The sequence below is a fragment of the Pseudomonas putida genome, assembly GCF_028682475.1.
In the GTDB taxonomy this organism is placed as follows: domain Bacteria; phylum Pseudomonadota; class Gammaproteobacteria; order Pseudomonadales; family Pseudomonadaceae; genus Aquipseudomonas; species Aquipseudomonas putida_AG.
Map to the genome: position 1 here is coordinate 51,918 of NZ_JANHLE010000015.1, position 15,845 is coordinate 67,762.

General features: G+C 60.4%; 15 protein-coding genes, 5 tRNA genes and 1 pseudogene. 12 read left to right on the forward strand and 9 right to left on the reverse strand.

Going from position 1 to position 15,845, the window contains the following annotated elements:
- Positions 1-59 precede the first annotated feature (59 nt).
- The 5 genes from NPS47_RS14345 to mgtE all read left to right on the forward strand — a co-directional run bounded on the left by NPS47_RS14345 (position 60) and on the right by mgtE (position 2,418).
- Positions 60-150 (forward strand) — tRNA-Ser (locus NPS47_RS14345).
- Positions 151-258: 108 nt separating this feature from the next.
- Positions 259-335, forward strand: a tRNA-Arg gene (locus NPS47_RS14350).
- A 77-nt stretch (positions 336-412) separates the two neighbouring features.
- Positions 413-489 (forward strand) — tRNA-Arg (locus NPS47_RS14355).
- A gap of 77 nt (positions 490-566) precedes the next feature.
- Positions 567-643, forward strand: a tRNA-Arg gene (locus NPS47_RS14360).
- A gap of 332 nt (positions 644-975) precedes the next feature.
- The gene (gene mgtE, locus NPS47_RS14365; protein ID WP_157193543.1) at positions 976-2,418 is read left to right on the forward strand and encodes a magnesium transporter; all 1,443 of its coding nucleotides are present in this window, start codon (positions 976-978) and stop codon (positions 2,416-2,418) included.
- A gap of 66 nt (positions 2,419-2,484) precedes the next feature.
- Here the strand turns inward: mgtE and NPS47_RS14370 are convergent, their stop codons facing one another.
- Entirely contained in the window at positions 2,485-2,811 is a 327-nt protein-coding gene (locus tag NPS47_RS14370; RefSeq protein WP_038616878.1) for an Arc family DNA-binding protein, read from the reverse strand.
- A 342-nt stretch (positions 2,812-3,153) separates the two neighbouring features.
- Between NPS47_RS14370 and phnN the strand changes: the two genes are divergently transcribed.
- Positions 3,154-3,750 (forward strand): phosphonate metabolism protein/1,5-bisphosphokinase (PRPP-forming) PhnN, encoded by a 597-nt coding sequence (gene phnN, locus NPS47_RS14375; RefSeq protein WP_274295549.1) that lies wholly within the window; start codon positions 3,154-3,156, stop codon positions 3,748-3,750.
- A gap of 3 nt (positions 3,751-3,753) precedes the next feature.
- Here phnN and NPS47_RS14380 read toward each other — a convergent pair whose 3' ends face one another.
- Positions 3,754-3,969: a hypothetical protein gene (locus tag NPS47_RS14380; protein ID WP_274295550.1), complete on the reverse strand. Its 216-nt coding sequence runs from the start codon at positions 3,967-3,969 to the stop codon at positions 3,754-3,756.
- A gap of 301 nt (positions 3,970-4,270) precedes the next feature.
- Here NPS47_RS14380 and NPS47_RS14385 point away from each other — a divergent pair.
- The 4 genes from NPS47_RS14385 to arsH all read left to right on the forward strand — a co-directional run bounded on the left by NPS47_RS14385 (position 4,271) and on the right by arsH (position 6,034).
- A tRNA-Arg gene (locus NPS47_RS14385) sits at positions 4,271-4,347 on the forward strand.
- Between the two features lie 132 nt (positions 4,348-4,479).
- On the forward strand, positions 4,480-4,827 hold the full coding sequence (locus NPS47_RS14390) for a metalloregulator ArsR/SmtB family transcription factor (RefSeq protein WP_274295551.1): 348 nt from the start codon (positions 4,480-4,482) through the stop codon (positions 4,825-4,827).
- A gap of 22 nt (positions 4,828-4,849) precedes the next feature.
- Entirely contained in the window at positions 4,850-5,320 is a 471-nt protein-coding gene (locus NPS47_RS14395) for an arsenate reductase ArsC (RefSeq protein WP_274295603.1), read from the forward strand.
- A 12-nt stretch (positions 5,321-5,332) separates the two neighbouring features.
- Entirely contained in the window at positions 5,333-6,034 is a 702-nt protein-coding gene (gene arsH / locus NPS47_RS14400; RefSeq protein WP_274295552.1) for an arsenical resistance protein ArsH, read from the forward strand.
- An 81-nt stretch (positions 6,035-6,115) separates the two neighbouring features.
- Here the strand turns inward: arsH and NPS47_RS14405 are convergent, their stop codons facing one another.
- Positions 6,116-6,697: a hypothetical protein gene (locus NPS47_RS14405; RefSeq protein ID WP_274295553.1), complete on the reverse strand. Its 582-nt coding sequence runs from the start codon at positions 6,695-6,697 to the stop codon at positions 6,116-6,118.
- A 237-nt stretch (positions 6,698-6,934) separates the two neighbouring features.
- Here NPS47_RS14405 and NPS47_RS14410 point away from each other — a divergent pair, with 237 nt between their 5' ends.
- On the forward strand, positions 6,935-7,948 hold the full coding sequence (locus NPS47_RS14410; RefSeq protein ID WP_274295554.1) for a sensor domain-containing diguanylate cyclase: 1,014 nt from the start codon (positions 6,935-6,937) through the stop codon (positions 7,946-7,948).
- Positions 7,949-7,988: 40 nt separating this feature from the next.
- Here NPS47_RS14410 and NPS47_RS14415 read toward each other — a convergent pair.
- A pseudogene (locus NPS47_RS14415) lies at positions 7,989-9,035 on the reverse strand (LLM class oxidoreductase).
- A gap of 24 nt (positions 9,036-9,059) precedes the next feature.
- Positions 9,060-9,695, reverse strand: a complete 636-nt coding sequence (locus tag NPS47_RS14420) for a glutathione S-transferase family protein (protein ID WP_274295555.1) — start codon at positions 9,693-9,695, stop codon at positions 9,060-9,062.
- A 132-nt stretch (positions 9,696-9,827) separates the two neighbouring features.
- Between NPS47_RS14420 and NPS47_RS14425 the strand changes: the two genes are divergently transcribed.
- On the forward strand, positions 9,828-10,727 hold the full coding sequence (locus NPS47_RS14425) for a LysR substrate-binding domain-containing protein (RefSeq protein ID WP_274295556.1): 900 nt from the start codon (positions 9,828-9,830) through the stop codon (positions 10,725-10,727).
- An 89-nt stretch (positions 10,728-10,816) separates the two neighbouring features.
- Here NPS47_RS14425 and lpdA read toward each other — a convergent pair whose 3' ends face one another.
- Genes lpdA through NPS47_RS14445 form a run of 4 tightly spaced genes read right to left on the reverse strand, consistent with a single transcriptional unit; the run spans position 10,817 to position 15,778 of the window.
- A complete protein-coding gene (lpdA, locus tag NPS47_RS14430; protein WP_274295557.1) occupies positions 10,817-12,202 on the reverse strand; it encodes a dihydrolipoyl dehydrogenase in 1,386 nt (461 codons plus the stop codon).
- A gap of 2 nt (positions 12,203-12,204) precedes the next feature.
- The gene (locus tag NPS47_RS14435; RefSeq protein WP_274295558.1) at positions 12,205-13,485 is read right to left on the reverse strand and encodes a dihydrolipoamide acetyltransferase family protein; all 1,281 of its coding nucleotides are present in this window, start codon (positions 13,483-13,485) and stop codon (positions 12,205-12,207) included.
- The gene (locus NPS47_RS14440; protein ID WP_191833297.1) at positions 13,486-14,544 is read right to left on the reverse strand and encodes an alpha-ketoacid dehydrogenase subunit beta; all 1,059 of its coding nucleotides are present in this window, start codon (positions 14,542-14,544) and stop codon (positions 13,486-13,488) included.
- A gap of 1 nt (position 14,545) precedes the next feature.
- Complete coding sequence (locus tag NPS47_RS14445; RefSeq protein WP_045189128.1) at positions 14,546-15,778, reverse strand: 3-methyl-2-oxobutanoate dehydrogenase (2-methylpropanoyl-transferring) subunit alpha; 1,233 nt, start codon at positions 15,776-15,778, stop codon at positions 14,546-14,548.
- Between the last annotated feature and the right edge of the window lie 67 nt (positions 15,779-15,845).

The window sequence follows — 15,845 nt, forward strand, 5'->3', positions numbered from 1 at the left end:
TTTTTCAAAAAAGAGTTTGCAAACGGGGAAAGCTCTGGTTATTATACGCCCCGTGTTGCGGAGAGGTGGCCGAGTGGCCGAAGGCGCTCCCCTGCTAAGGGAGTATACCTCACAAGGGTATCGGGGGTTCGAATCCCCCCTTCTCCGCCATTATTCATGTAGGACGCTGTAATCTGCCTGAATCGCCTAAGTCGTTGAAATTAAACGAAAAAGTGGTTGGCAAAAAGATTTAGCGGCCTATAATGCGCGGTAACAAATGCACTCATAGCTCAGCTGGATAGAGTACTCGGCTACGAACCGAGCGGTCGGAGGTTCGAATCCTCCTGAGTGCACCATACGACGAAGCGGTTTTCATCTAGAAAGCTGCTTCAGCTTCAACCAGAGGTGATCTGGTCCATCAAGCGCCAACCCTGCACTCATAGCTCAGCTGGATAGAGTACTCGGCTACGAACCGAGCGGTCGGAGGTTCGAATCCTCCTGAGTGCACCATACGACGAAACAGTTTTCATCTTGAAAGTTGTTTCAGCTTCAACCAGAGGTGACCTGGTCCATCAAGCGCCAACCCTGCACTCATAGCTCAGCTGGATAGAGTACTCGGCTACGAACCGAGCGGTCGGAGGTTCGAATCCTCCTGAGTGCACCATACAACAGAAAGCCCGCCTACTCAGGCGGGCTTTTTGCTTTTCTGCGTTCTGTGTTTTTCTTCCTGACATGTGTTTTTTTTATCTTGGTCGCCGTCGCACTGATAGTGGCCGAGATTGTCCTGACGATGTCTCGCAAACGATTGTTCTAACCACGATTTTTTCAGCCCCCTGACAGCTCAAGCGGTGTATGATTGCGCCCGTCAGCCCCGCCGGGGCTTGTGGAAAACCACCATGGACTTACCCAGTAGTTACTCAATAGCAAGTTTTGCCAATCAAGATCTGACTGATTGATTCTCCCGGCGTGCTCCGCTGCTGGGAGTGGAGTTCGCCTATGACTGAAATCGAAGTAAAAAAGACGCAAGAGAGCTTGCAGGATCGCCTGGCTCAGGTGGTCGAACTGCTGCAGCGTCAACGCGTGGTCGAAGACCTGACCCACCGTCAGGAAGGTCATCACCATGACCTGGTAGAAAACCTCGTTCACCGCCAGAACCTCGTCGAGCTGCAGCGCAAGCTCGATGACCTGCACTCCGCTGACGTCGCCTACATTCTCGAAGCCTTGCCCCTGGACGACCGCCTGACGGTCTGGCAGCTGGTCAAGGCCGAGCGCGATGGCGACATCCTCCTGGAAGTATCCGACTCGGTTCGTGAAACCCTGATCGCCGACATGGACGATCATGAGCTGCTCGCCGCCGCCAAGGAGATGGACGCCGACGAACTGGCCGACCTGGCGCCAGAGCTGCCTCGTGACGTTGTCCATGAGCTGATGGAAACCCTCGATGCCCAGCAGCGTGAGCGCGTCCGCTCCGCGCTGAGCTATGACGAGGAGCAGGTCGGTGCGCTGATGGACTTCGAGATGGTCACCATCCGTGAAGACGTCAGCCTGGAGGTGGTGCTGCGTTACCTGCGCCGGCTCAAGGAGCTGCCAGGGCATACCGACAAACTCTTTGTGGTCGATTACGACGGCATCCTCAAGGGTGTGCTGCCGATCAAGCGCCTGCTGGTCAACGACCCCGAGAAGCAGGTGGCCGAAGTCATGGCCGATGACCCGGTGGTGTTCCAGCCGGAAGAAGACGCTTACGACGCCGCGCAGGCGTTCGAGCGTTACGACCTGGTATCGGCACCGGTCGTGGACAAGAACGGTCGCCTGATCGGCCGTCTGACCATCGATGAGATGGTCGACCTGATTCGTGAGGAAAGCGAGACCGAAGTGCTGAACATGGCCGGTCTGCGCGAAGAGGAAGACATCTTTGCTTCGGTCTGGCGCTCGTTGCGTAACCGTTGGGCGTGGCTGGCGATCAACCTGATTACTGCATTTGTCGCTTCGCGGGTGATCGGCCTGTTCGAAGGCTCGATCGAGAAGCTGGTAGCGCTGGCGGCACTGATGCCGATCGTAGCGGGTATCGGCGGCAACTCCGGCAACCAGACCATCACCATGATTGTGCGTGCCATGGCGCTCGACCAGGTCAGCCCTGGCAACACTACGCGGCTGATGCGCAAGGAGCTGGCGGTGGCCTTGATCAATGGCCTGGTATGGGGCGGTGTGATCGGTGTGGTGGCGTATCTGTTGTATGGCAGCTGGTCGCTGGGTGTGGTGATGACCGCGGCAATGACTCTCAATCTATTGCTTGCGGCACTGATGGGCGTATTGATTCCAATGACCCTGGCACGCCTGGGGCGCGATCCGGCCATGGGTGCCAGTGTGATGATCACGGCCATGACCGACAGTGGCGGGTTCTTTATCTTCCTTGGCCTTGCAACCATCTTCCTCTTGTAAGGGCTGCAGCCCAGACACAAAAAAAGCCAGCATTCGCTAGCTTTTTTTATTGCGGCGGGCAGTGAATCAGGAGGCGTCCGCGGCCATCTCGACGTCGTGAGCAATCAAGGCTACCAGCGCGTTCTGCTGGCGATGGGAAAGTTGGCGGAAGCGTTGCAGCAATTCACGTTCGTGCAGCGACAGCTCCGGGCTGTCCAGGCGCATGCTCAGCTCGTCACCCAGGGCTCCTTCCTGGATCAGGCTCTGCTCCAGGCGGGCGATGATCTCCGAGTTCATGCTGCGATGGTGGTGGCGCGCTACTTCGGCAATGCGCTCACGCATTCCGTCGGGGAGGCGGACGACGAATTTGTCAGCGGTGCGGCTAGAGTAAACAGCCTGTTTCATTGGGCGCATATAATTGACCGGTTTTAGTTCAGGGGAAGCGGTTCTCGAAATTGGCCGCACGATCTCAGTACGACCATCACGGCGACAAAATGTTCAACCTGAATTGTGAATGAGGTGTGAATCATGCCTCATTGTCGCCGGTTCCTTGGCGTCAATTCTGTGACAAATATTGAACCGGATGGAGGCGTTTTGCCAGTACCAATTATCAGAAATGAGCACTGGTTTGAAAAGTTTTCATTTTTCATTAAGCGCTCCGTCGCTGTCTTTGCCATCACCTGCTGGTAACAGGCGAAAAAGGCCGTTGAAAGCGTCTAGAATGCGCAGGCTTCCTTACCGATGAGCATAGTGGCTATGCAGCATGACGCAAGCGCCGCGCCCCGTACAGCACTCCCTGGGCGCCTGGTTTATTTGATGGGGCCTTCCGGCTCCGGCAAGGACTCGCTGATTGATGCCGCCCGGGAAGCCTTGGCGACTCACCATGTGGCAGTCGCCCGGCGGGTGATCACCCGTTCGGCTGAGGCCAAGGGTGAGGATGCCGTTGGCGTTTCGCCCGAGCGTTTTGCACACATGCGTGCTGCGGGTGACTTTGCCTTGCACTGGCGGGCCAATGGTCTGGACTATGGCATCCCAGCGCAGATCGACCACTGGTTGCAGCAGGGGCGGAGTGTGTTGGTCAATGGCTCGCGCGCACATCTGGCTGAGGCGCGGCAACGTTATCCTGATCTTCTGGCGGTATTGCTGACCGTCGAGCCGCAGGTATTGCGTCAGCGCCTGCTCGCCCGTGGCCGGGAGAGCCTGGAGGATATCGAGCGTCGTCTGGCGCGCAGCCAGCAACTGCAGTTGCCTGGTGAGGATGTGTACCTGCTGGATAACTCCGCCCGGCTCGATGACACCGTGGCACGGTTGCTCGAGTTTCTGCGTGAGCAGGGTCTGCTGGCTGGCCGTTGAGGCTTAGAAGATCAGCCGCTGTCCGGCTGCGGGTTGTAGTCTGGGCTGCTGGATCGAGGCCGGCAGCGTTTCTGCAGCGGTGTCGAACTTGATCAGATGTGGCGTCATCGCCGACGCGGCTTCGGCTGGAGACGTTACCACAGTGCCCTGCGGTTGCAGGACCAAGGCTGCCAGTACAGCCAAGGCCAGGGCGTTGAGTAAAAGCAGTGTGCGGTTCATCAGGCATTCTCCACAGCAGTGAAGGGCGGTTGCCGGGCGCTTTTTTATCGAATTGCACGCTGCATGCCAGCCGTTTTCTGGTTTTTTATTTTTTAAAATCAATTACTTATGTGGCTTTTGATGTGCGGTTTCCGTGCATTTTGCAATAATGGCTCACTGCCTTGTTGCAAAATGCACGATCCTCATCGCCAGCGCGCTAAAAGCTACAGCTAAAAAGCCCCACGGATGACATGACAAATGCCGGTATGCTGGTTAACATGCACGCCGTCCTCCGTCGTGCAACGCTCGTTGCCGGCTCTGTGTCTCAGTAGCTCAATTGGATAGAGCATCCCCCTCCTAAGGGGAAGGTTGGCAGTTCGAACCTGCCCTGGGACACCATCTTGATCAAAACCTCTTCGCCTTTGTGCTGGTGTCGGCAGACCGCAATGGATCAGCTCGAAATAAAACCTGTTGCCTTTAATATATGGATATCCGTATATTCGATTATCCATATATTAAAAGGTGTGCCGAATGCTCACTCCTCCCGAGGTCTTCAAAAGCCTGGCTGATGAGACCCGTGTCCGCGCCACTCTGCTGATCGCCAGTCAGGGCGAACTTTGTGTCTGCGAACTGATGTGCGCTCTCGATGACAGCCAGCCGAAGATCAGCCGTCACCTCGCTCAATTGCGCAGCAGCGGACTGCTGCTGGATCGCCGTCAAGGGCAATGGGTCTATTACCGCCTCAACCCCGATCTTCCTGGCTGGGTGCACGAAGTCCTGCAGGTGACATCCCAGGCCAACACCGACTGGCTGCAAAGCAACGCTTGCCGTCTGCAGAACATGGATGGACGTCCTGTGCGCGATGCGGTCTGTTGCTGAACCCCTACTGAGTGAATTTTCCATGCGAGTCCTGTTCATGTGCACGGCCAATAGCTGCCGCAGCATTCTTTCAGAAGCCATGTTCAATCACCTGGCGCCGGAAGGGTTTGAGGCGGTGAGTTCCGGCAGCTTTCCCAAGGGCGTGGTACACCCGCTCAGTCTGGCCACGCTGCAGCAGGCCGGCATTGCCATTGAAGGCTTGCGTAGCAAAGGCAACGATTGTTTCGAGGAAAACCCTGTGGATATCGTCATCACCGTCTGTGACAAGGCGGCGGGCGAAGCCTGCCCGGCGTACTTCGGCCCCGCGCTGAAATCCCATTGGGGTCTGGAAGACCCGTCCGATGTGAGCGGGGACAATGCTGTGGTTGCTGCCGCGTTTCGCGCCACCCTGGGCCACATCGAACAACGCTGCAAAGCCTTCTTCGAGCTTCCCTTTAGCAGCCTCAGCCGCGATCAGCTCAAGCGCGAGCTGGATCGAATCGGCACTCTCTGAGCAGGAGGACACATGTCAGAGCAACTACCCAATCTGGACCTTTCCCTGTTCGATGGTGCACCGGGCGCAACCTGTGCAAGCGATCACAAGCCGCGCATTCTGCTGTTGTATGGGTCAACCCGTGAGCGCTCGTTCAGCCGGCTGTTGGTGGAGGAGGCTGCACGACTCCTGGAGCATTTCGGTGCAGAGACCCGCATTTTCAATCCTTGCGGGTTGCCGCTGCCCGACGATGCTCCGGTAGAGCATCCCAAGGTGCAGGAGCTGCGTGACCTGGTGTTGTGGTCAGAAGGCCAGGTCTGGTGTTCGCCGGAACGCCATGGTGCGATGTCGGCAGTGTTCAAGGCACAGATCGACTGGATTCCCCTGGCGCTGGGCGCCATCCGACCCAGCCAGGGCAAGACGCTGGCAGTCATGCAGGTCTGTGGCGGTTCACAGTCGTTCAACGTGGTGAATCAGCTCCGGGTGTTGGGGCGCTGGATGCGGATGTTCACCATCCCCAATCAGTCCTCGGTGCCCAAGGCGTTCATGGAATTCGACGAAGCAGGCCGGATGAAACCGTCGGCGTACTACGACCGGGTCGTCGACGTGATGGAAGAGTTGGTGAAATTTACCCTGCTGCTACGCGATCGGCAGGAGTACCTGGTGGACCGCTACTCGGAACGCAAAGAGACCGCCGAGCAACTCACGGCCCGTGTAAACCAGCGCTCGATCTGAGGCTGACGCTGCCTTCACTACCATTGAAAGGCCCGCCTAACCGGCGGGTCTTCAGCTGGCTGATCGCTTTCCGATTTCCGCTCAAAGAAGGGGATCTTTATCCTGCGGATTGTCGGCGGTACCGGTCTGTGCCGAGTCCGTCGCCGCCAGCTTCGCCATCAGATTCGCCGACAATTCAGGCCCCTGAATATGAGCGTTGAGCGCGGCCAGCGATTGCAGTTCAGTTTCCTTCTTCTTCTGCTCGGCAATTTTCAGCTCGATCTTCTCCTGCTCTTCCGGTGGCATGGCATCGAATTCTTCTTGCGTGATGCCCAGTTCGTTCAGCAGTTTGAGTTTGATCTTCTCGGCAGGCGAGAGGGCCATGTAATCGCGAAACTCCTGGGCGACACTCGTGGTCGGGGTATCAGCGGCGCCGGCACTGGCCTGTTCACGGCGGGCAACGTCCGGGTTCTGCAGCTGCACCTTGAGCTTGGCGAAGGCTTCTTCGCGGGCATCCTCGGCGTTCTGCTGTGCGGTATTGCCGCGGTTTTGCTGTTGTGCGGCCGCGCCGCTGGTGGCAACCGGGGCGCGGAACTGTGCCTGCAGCTCGGCGCTTGCCTCAGACGTGCCGCGTAGCGGATTGATTACCTGCTGTTGCCAGCCGACTCCATTGACGATGTTCACCCGATCGATCTCCTTGAACGAATGCAGGAATACGATCCATCAAGGGCAAATCCTGTGCCAGCTGGTCAACGTCCCGCCAGGCTCTACTATATTAGGGGGTGCGCAGTGGTGCGGCCGACGCACCCTTGGAGCCTGTTTGCCGTGAAGGGGAAATTCCTTGCCGCCAACGGCAAACAATCAGCGAGACAGTGATAAGGCAAGACTGGGACGACGACGTCCGGACAAGGGAGAAAGTCCATGAGTCAAGCATCTGAATCGGCAGCATCCAGGGTTCCACCTGTAGCCTTTGAGGGCGTTCAGTTGCAAACCCTGCTGGACCTGATCAGTGACGGTATCTGGGATTGGAATGCCAACACCGGGTACGTATACCGCAATCCGGGTTGGTACAAGATGCTTGGCTATGCCAGCCACTCACTGGATAACACGGTGTTCACCTGGGAGAGTGTCATCCATCCCGACGACTATCCGCGGGTGATGGAGCATTTTGAGGCCTATATCACCCAGCGCGCTGAACAGTATCGGGTGCAGTACCGCTGCAAATGTCAGGACGGCAGCTACCTGTGGATTGAAGACAGCGGCCATGTCATTGCGCGTAACCCGGATGGTTCAGTGGCGCGGATGCTGGGCGCGCATCGCAACATCGACGCCAGCAAGCGTTTGTTGCAGCAACTGGAGCAGCAGAATCATTCACTCGAAGCGCTGGTCGCCGAGCGTACGCGCGAGCTGTCGTGGGTGAATCAGCAGTTGCAGCGCCAACTGGACGAGAACCGCGACCTGGCTGAACGTGATGCCCTGACCCTGATTGCCAACCGTTATCGCCTGGAAAAAGTCCTGCAGCAAGAATGTGAGCGCGCCCGGCGTTTTCGTCAGCCACTGTCGCTGATCGTTATGGATCTGGATGACTTCAAGCCAATCAACGATCGCTACGGTCACGCGCGCGGTGACAGCGCCCTGGTCGACCTGGTGGGGCTGATCAGACGCTGCCTGCGTGAGTCGCAGATGCTGGCCCGTTGGGGCGGCGATGAGTTTGTCGTGGTGCTGGTTGATGCGTCGCTTGACGATGCGCGCAGGTTGGCGATGACCATTCGCCAGGCGCTGGAGCAGGCGCCGCCGATAGGCGAGTGCCAACTGACCATGAGCTATGGCGTGGTGCAGCGCCTGGAAGGAGAGGGTCAGGCGCAAATGCTGGCGCGGGCTGATCAAGCCCTGTATCGGGCCAAGGCGGCGGGCAAGGACCGGGTGGGTGAGTGAAAGCCCACTGCGATGTGCGCAGTGGGGCTCCGGTCTGTGATTACCAGTGTTGCGCCAGCGGCTGGGGCCCGTCGTGAGCGGGGAACAAGGGCAGGACGTCTTCGCCCAGCTCTTGAATGATGTCTAGCGCAGGGCGTCGCGCCAGTTGGATGCCCAGCGCTGCGTGATTCACCCCGGCAGCGCGCCACTCACCGAGCAACTCGATCAGGCCCTTGCGACCGGTCTTGAGCACATAGCCGCCGCGCAGCGCGGTACGGGGATAGTTCGGATCCTCGTCCAGGTCAATCCACTCGTTGGTCACATGGGGACGGAATCCTCGGTCTGGAATATGGCTGCGCCAGGCGCGGATTTTCTCGGCCAGCTGTCGCGGGCCGATGCTGGTTTGCGTTGATTGCGGGTAGGTCAGCCAGCCATCGGCATGATCTCCCAATCACTGCATCGATTGGCGCGACGAGCCGGTGACCAGCAATGGAATCTTGCCAGTGGCGGGCTTTGGCAGTAATTGAGCTCCGCTCAGGTGGCCGAGCGGGGAGGCGATCGAATGCTCTCCCTCCTGCAGTAGCTGACGAAAATAGCTCACTGCTTCGGCAAAGCGCTCGCCGCGTTCACTGTGCTCCAGGCCATACGCCGGAAACTCCACAGGACGGTCACCGGAAGCGATGCCCATGACCAGACGTGCGCCAGACAGTCGGTCGATGGTCGCAGCCGCTTTGGCCAGGTCGATCGGATGGCGCAGGGAAAAAATCGCGCTGCCGGCGGCCAGGCTGATGCGTTGCGTCCTGGCGGCCAGATAGGCCAGGTAGGTGAAGGGGTCGAAGACTTGCCCGGCATCGCCGAAGTACGGATCGAACAACGGCACGTCCCTGACCCAGACAGCAGCGAAACCGAGGCGGTCGATCTCGCTGACAAGCTCGGCCTGTCCGGCCAGGATGTTCATATCGCCTTGATAGAAGCGCAGAGGCAGAAAGATGCCCAGCGTCAGTTGATCTGCCGCGAACATCCGGTTGTAGCCAGGGTGCCCGGCAAACGCGGGTGCGCTGGCGCCTCGGGTGGTTGCGTGGGCGGTGCGTATCACAGTCTCGTTCATGCCGATTCTCTTCTGCGTCAGGTGTCAGGGGCCGGTCGCCGGTTGCGGCAGGTTGATGCCGCGTTGCACCGCGGGGCGCTGGCTGACCCGGTCAAACCAGGTGCTCAGGTGGCTGAAATCGTTGAAATCGAAATCGATGATGCGGGCGATGTGCATCCAGCCGAAGGTGGCAATGTCGGCGATGCTGTACTCCGGGCCAGCCAGCCAGTGGCTGTCTTTCAGGTGGCTGTCCAGCGTGGCGAAGGTGTCTTCGGTGAGGCCTCGAAAGCGTTCGGTAACCGCTGTGTTGGGTGGGCTTTCGAACAGTTCGTAATGCACCCGTTGACCAAGGATCGGTCCCATGCTCGAGGTGTGAAACATCAACCACTTGATGGCTGACCAACGCATGTGCGGATTGTCTGGCAGCAGGCGGCCGGTTTTTTCCGCCAGGTACAGGAGGATGGCCGCAGACTCGAACAGCGTGATGCCTGTGGTTTCATCGACCAAGACGGGAATGCGCCCATGGGGATTGAGCTTGAGGAACTGCGCGCGACGGTGGTCGCCCTGCTCGATACGGACATGCCTCAGGGTATACGGTATGCCCAGCTCTTCCAGGGCGATGGTGATCTTGAATCCATTAGGAGAGCTATCGGTGTAAAGGATCAGTCCAGGGTCGTTCATATTTCGCATCCTGCGTGGCTAAAGCTGCTTTGTAGTTGACGCTCTGCCAACTATCCTAGAGCGCTGCAATGACCTTGAGAAACGATGATTTCTCTCTTATGGATTTAGAATTACTAAACTGAGGTTGGGCCTGTGGGAGCCGTTTTACCGTTGCTGGCGTTGCGCGCCTTTACCGAGACAGGACGCCTGGGCAGTTTGAAGGCGGCGGCCGAACGGCTGGGGGTCACGCCTGGCGCGGTTAGCCAACAGATACGTTTGCTGGAGGAGCGGGTGGGCGTTGCGCTGTTTGTGCGTGGGCATCATGGGGTGTACCTCACTGAAGCCGGTGCGCGGGTGCACGCCAGTTTGCTGCGCGGTTTTGACCTGATCGAAAAATCCTATTCAACGCTGGAAAACCTGACCCTGGAAAAAAGCCTCACCATCAGCACGGTCCCTTCGTTTGCTGCGGCTTGGCTGGTACCGAGGATCGGTCGTTTCAGTGCATTGCATCCACAGATCGAGGTGCGCGTCGAAGCTTCGGCGACGCTGGTGGACTTCAAGCGCGATCGGGTTGACGTGGCCCTGCGCCATGGCCTGGGCACTTATCCTGGGCTGGAGTCGATTCGGCTGATGGCGCCGGTGTTGTTGCCGGTAGTCAGCCCAGCGTTACTGGCCCAGGGTCCGCTCATTGATGAGCCGGCCGATTGCCTCAAGTACCCCTTGTTGCAAGATGGCGATCGCGCTGACTGGGTGCTCTGGTTACAGGCCCATGGTGTACAGGTGGGGGACGAGGGGCGGCGCGGGATGAGTTTCGAAGAGGACCTGCTGCTGTTGCGTGCCGCGGCAGCGGGGCAGGGTATTGCCCTGGTTCAGGATACGCATGCGCAGGAGGATATCGACGCCGGAAAGCTGGTCGTGGCCCTGGATAAACCCTGGCCTTCACGATTCGCCTACTACCTGGTCAGTCGTCCTGAGACGGTGCAGCGTCCCGAGGTGCAGGCGTTCATTGATTGGATCAGGGCCGAAGCCGAGAGCAGCCTGCCGGTACGTTGAGTCCTGTCCAGTTGTGCCGGCCCGAGGCAAAAAAAGACCCGCTGCACTTGCGCGCAGCGGGTCAAATCGGCCGCAGCCGCTTCAGTGTGTTACAGGTGCAGGGCGTGACCGAGTGCCCGCAATGCCGCTTCCTGGACCGCCTCACCGAGGGTCGGGTGAGCATGGATGGTGCCGGCCACATCTTCCAGGCGAGCGCCCATTTCCAGGGACTGGGCGAACGCCGTCGACAATTCCGAGACGCCAACGCCAACGGCCTGCCAGCCGAGGATCAGGTGATTGTCGCGACGCGCGACCACGCGCACGAAACCGCTTTTTGATTCCAGGGTCATGGCCCGGCCATTGGCGGCGAACGGGAACTGCGCAACGATGCAGTCCAGGCCTTCCTGTTCGACGTGCTCCGGGGTCTTGCCGACCACCACCAGTTCCGGGTCGGTGAAGCACACCGCGGCAATGGCCGTGGGTTCGAAGCGCCGGGTTTTGCCGGCGATGATTTCAGCGACCATTTCGCCCTGGGCCATGGCCCGGTGGGCGAGCATCGGCTCACCGCTGAGATCGCCGATCGCCCAGACGTTGCGCATGCTGGTCTGGCAACGTTCGTCGATGGCGATCGCCGCGCCGTTCATCTTCAGCGCCAGGCTTTCCAGGTTGAAGCCCTGGGTGCGCGGTTTGCGACCCACGGCGACCAGGACCTGGTCGGTGTCCAGTTGCAGTAACTCGCCGTCCGGGTTGCGTACCTGCAGGCGCTGGCTGCCGGCATCAAAGCCTTCGACGCTGTGTTTGAGGTAAAGCTTGATCCCGAGCTTTTTGATCGACTCGGCTACCGGTGCGGTCAGCTCGCTGTCATAAGTCGGCAGCACCCGCTCACGGGCTTCGACCACGCTGACCTCGACGCCGAGCTTGCGGTAGGCAATACCCAGCTCCAGGCCAATGTAGCCGCCGCCAACCACTGTCAGGTGCTTGGGCAGGGCCTTGGGCGCCAGCGCTTCGGTGGACGAAATGATCGCGCCGCCGAGCGGCAGCATCGGCAGTTCGACGCTGCTGGAGCCGGTGGCCAGCAGCAGGTGTTCGCACTGGATGCGTTGGCCATCGACCTCGACGCTTTTGCCATCGAGGATCTTCGCCCAGCCATGGATCACCTTGACCCCGTGCTTTTTCAGCAAGGCGGCGACTCCGCTGGTCAGGCGATCAACGATGCCGTCTTTCCAGGCCACGCTCTGGCCGATGTCCAGGCTCGGTGGCGAGACCTTGATGCCCAGGTTCGACTGCTGGCTGTGCAACTGGGTCTGGTGGAACTGTTCGGCGACATGGATCAGTGCCTTGGACGGAATGCAGCCGATGTTCAGGCAGGTGCCGCCCAGCGCCTGGCCTTCGACCAGCACGGTGGGAATGCCCAGCTGGCCGGCGCGAATCGCCGCGACATAACCGCCAGGGCCGCCACCAATGATCAGCAGGGTGGTGTTGAGAGTCGCTTGCATGGTCACTCCACAAACAGGCTGGCAGGTTGTTCGAGCAGGCCGCGGATGGCCTGGATGAAGAGTGCCGCGTCCATACCGTCGACCACCCGGTGATCGAACGAGCTGGACAGGTTCATCATCTTGCGGATGACGATCTGGCCGTTGATCACCATCGGCCGTTCAACCATGCGGTTGACGCCGACGATGGCCACTTCCGGGGTGTTGACCACCGGTGTGGAAACGATGCCGCCCAAGGCGCCGAGGCTGGTCAGGGTAATGGTCGAGCCCGACAGCTCTTCACGGCTGGCCTTGTTGCCGCGCGCGGCGTTGGCCAGGCGCACGATTTCGCCAGCGTTGCTCCACAGGCTGCCGGCTTCGGCATGACGCAGTACCGGCACCATCAGGCCGTTGTCGCCCTGGGTAGCGATGCCGACATGCACCGCACCGTGGCGGGTGATGACCTGGGCTTCGTCGTCGTAGGTGGCGTTGATCTGCGGGAATTCGCGCAAGGCCACGACCATGGCGCGCACCAGAAACGGCAGCAGGGTCAGCTTGCCGCGGCTGTCGCCCCACTTTTTGTTCAGGTGCAGGCGCAGTTCTTCCAGGGCGGTGACGTCGATCTCTTCGACATAACTGAAGTGGGCGACGCGGCGCTTGGCATCCTGCATGCGCTGGGCGATTTTGCGGCGCAGGCCGATGACCGGGATCTGCTCGCTGTCGCTGCGCTTGGCGTAACCGCCCGGTGCGCTTTGGCTGCTGAGGGTCGGCTGGGTCAGGAAGGCATCCAGGTCTTCATGCAGGATGCGCCCGGCCGGGCCGCTGCCGTGTACGTAACGCAATTCGATACCGGCATCCAGGGCGCGCTTGCGCACGGCCGGGGAGGCCAGCGGGCGCTCGTTGGCTTCGCGCGGGACGATTGCGGCGGGTTGGTGTGTGGAAGGGACAGGTGTGGTGGGTTTGCTGGCCTCTTCGCGGGGCAAGCCCGCTCCCACAGTCGGTTCTGCAGCAGGTGCTGGGGTGGGTTCGGCAGCTTTGCTGGTGCTTTCCTGGAGGTTGCCGGTGCCTTCGACTTCGATGCGGATCAGTTCGCTGCCCACGGCCATGACTTCGCCCGGTTGGCCGCCCAGCGCGAGCACTTTACCGCTGACCGGTGAGGGGATTTCCACCGTGGCTTTGTCGGTCATGACATCGGCCACGACCTGGTCTTCGGTGACGGTGTCGCCGACTTTGACGAACCATTCCACCAGTTCAACTTGTGCGATGCCTTCACCGATATCCGGCATCTTGATAACGTGCGTGCCCATTCAGACCTCCATGACCCGTTTCAATGCCGCGCCCACCCGTGAAGGACCGGGGAAATACGCCCATTCCTGCGCGTGCGGGTAGGGGGTGTCCCAACCGGTAACGCGTTCGATCGGGGCTTCGAGGTGATGGAAGCAATGTTCCTGAACCAGCGAGATCAGCTCGGCGCCGAAACCGCAGGTGCGGGTGGCTTCGTGGACGACCACGCAGCGCCCGGTCTTTTTCACCGAGGCGACGATGGTTTCCAGGTCCAGCGGCCACAGGCTGCGCAGGTCGATGACTTCGGCGTCGACACCGGTTTCCTCGGCCGCCACCTGGGATACGTACACGGTGGTGCCATAGGTCAGCACGGTGACGTCATTGCCCGGGCGGGTGATGGCGGCCTTGTCCAGCGGCACGGTGTAGTAGCCGTCCGGCACGGCGCTGGCCGGGTGTTTCGACCACGGCGTTACCGGGCGGTCGTGGTGGCCGTCGAACGGGCCGTTGTACAGGCGTTTGGGTTCGAGGAAGATCACCGGGTCGTCGTTTTCGATCGAGGCGATCAGCAGGCCTTTGGCGTCATACGGGTTGGACGGCATGACGGTACGCAGGCCACAGACCTGGGTGAACATCGCCTCAGGGCTCTGGCTATGCGTCTGGCCGCCGTAGATGCCGCCGCCGCAAGGCATGCGCAGGGTCAGCGGGGCGACGAACTCGCCCGCTGAGCGATAACGCAGACGGGCCATCTCGGAAACGATCTGGTCGGAGGCCGGGTAGAAGTAGTCGGCGAACTGAATCTCGACCACCGGACGCAGGCCGTAGGCACCCATGCCCACGGCGGTGCCGACGATGCCGCTTTCGGAGATCGGCGCATCGAAGACCCGTGATTTGCCGTACTTGGTCTGCAGGCCTTCGGTGCAACGGAACACGCCGCCGAAGTAGCCAACGTCCTGGCCATAGACGACCACGTTGTCATCGCGCTCAAGCATGATGTCCATGGCCGAGCGCAGGGCCTGGATCATGGTCATGGTGGTAGTCGCCATGGCGGTTTCCAACTGGATAGTGGTGGTGTGATCGTTCATGTCAGATCCCCAGTTCCTGGCGCTGCCGGCGCAGGTGCTCCGGCATCTCCTTGTAGACATCCTCGAACATGGACGCTGGGCTTGGCATCTGGCCGCCGGCCAGGGTGCCGTACTGCTCGGCTTCTTTCTGCGCCTTGATGATCTCGGCCTCAAGCTCGGCGGTGACCGCCTGGTGCTCTTCCTCGGACCAGTGGCCGATGGCGATCAGGTGCTGTTTCAGGCGGGCGATCGGGTCGCCGAGCGGGAAGTGGCTCCAGTCGTCGGCGGGGCGGTACTTGGACGGATCGTCGGACGTCGAGTGCGGGCCGGCGCGGTAGGTGACCCACTCGATCAGGCTTGGGCCCAGGCCGCGGCGGGCGCGTTCGGCAGCCCAGCGCGAAGCGGCGTAGACGGCGATGAAGTCGTTGCCATCAACCCGTAGCGAAGCGATGCCGCAACCGACGCCGCGACCGGCGAAGGTGGTCGACTCACCACCGGCGATGGCCTGGAAGGTGGAAATCGCCCACTGGTTGTTGACCACGTTGAGGATCACCGGCGCGCGGTATACGTGGGCGAAGGTCAGGGCGGTGTGGAAGTCGGATTCGGCGGTAGCGCCGTCACCGATCCAGGCCGAGGCGATCTTGGTATCGCCTTTGATCGCCGAGGCCATGGCCCAGCCGACGGCCTGGACGAACTGGGTTGCGAGGTTACCGCTGATGGTGAAGAAGCCGGCTTCGCGCACCGAATACATGATCGGCAGCTGGCGGCCTTTGAGTGGATCGCGCTCGTTGGACAGCAACTGGCAGATCATCTCTACCAGCGACACGTCGCGGGCCATGAGAATGCTTTGCTGGCGGTAGGTGGGGAAGCACATGTCCGTACGGTTCAGGGCCATGGCCTGGCCGCTGCCGATGGCTTCCTCGCCCAGGCTCTGCATATAGAAGGACATCTTCTTCTGGCGCTGGGCGACCACCATGCGGCTGTCGAACAGCCGGGTCTTGAGCATGGTGCGCATGCCCTGGCGCAGGATCTCCGGGCTGATGTCCTCGGCCCATGGGCCCAGGGCATTGCCTTTATCGTCCAGCACGCGGATCAGGCTATAGGCGATATCCGCGGTATCGGCGGCTTCTACATCGACGGGAGGTTTACGGACCTTGCCAGCATCGTTCAGACGCAGGTAGGAAAAATCAGTCTGGCAGCCTGGCCGGCCGGTAGGCTCGGGCACATGCAGACGCAGGGGGGCGTACTCGTTCATGCTTTTTTACGCTCGCTCTGTCTTGTGTTTTTGTTGAGCTTTGAAGCGGTCGCTGCTGACACCCCGG

Bases quoted from the DNA above. Each gene is read 5' to 3' on its own strand.
- mgtE (WP_157193543.1), top strand. From the start codon at position 976: ATGACTGAAATCGAAGTAAAAAAGACGCAAGAGAGCTTGCAGGATCGC.
- NPS47_RS14370 (WP_038616878.1), bottom strand. From the start codon at position 2,811: ATGCGCCCAATGAAACAGGCTGTTTACTCTAGCCGCACCGCTGACAAA.
- phnN (WP_274295549.1), top strand. From the start codon at position 3,154: ATGCAGCATGACGCAAGCGCCGCGCCCCGTACAGCACTCCCTGGGCGC.
- NPS47_RS14380 (WP_274295550.1), bottom strand. From the start codon at position 3,969: ATGAACCGCACACTGCTTTTACTCAACGCCCTGGCCTTGGCTGTACTG.
- NPS47_RS14390 (WP_274295551.1), top strand. From the start codon at position 4,480: ATGCTCACTCCTCCCGAGGTCTTCAAAAGCCTGGCTGATGAGACCCGT.
- NPS47_RS14395 (WP_274295603.1), top strand. From the start codon at position 4,850: ATGCGAGTCCTGTTCATGTGCACGGCCAATAGCTGCCGCAGCATTCTT.
- arsH (WP_274295552.1), top strand. From the start codon at position 5,333: ATGTCAGAGCAACTACCCAATCTGGACCTTTCCCTGTTCGATGGTGCA.
- NPS47_RS14410 (WP_274295554.1), top strand. From the start codon at position 6,935: ATGAGTCAAGCATCTGAATCGGCAGCATCCAGGGTTCCACCTGTAGCC.
- NPS47_RS14420 (WP_274295555.1), bottom strand. From the start codon at position 9,695: ATGAACGACCCTGGACTGATCCTTTACACCGATAGCTCTCCTAATGGA.
- lpdA (WP_274295557.1), bottom strand. From the start codon at position 12,202: ATGCAAGCGACTCTCAACACCACCCTGCTGATCATTGGTGGCGGCCCT.
- NPS47_RS14435 (WP_274295558.1), bottom strand. From the start codon at position 13,485: ATGGGCACGCACGTTATCAAGATGCCGGATATCGGTGAAGGCATCGCA.
- NPS47_RS14440 (WP_191833297.1), bottom strand. From the start codon at position 14,544: ATGAACGATCACACCACCACTATCCAGTTGGAAACCGCCATGGCGACT.
- NPS47_RS14445 (WP_045189128.1), bottom strand. From the start codon at position 15,778: ATGAACGAGTACGCCCCCCTGCGTCTGCATGTGCCCGAGCCTACCGGC.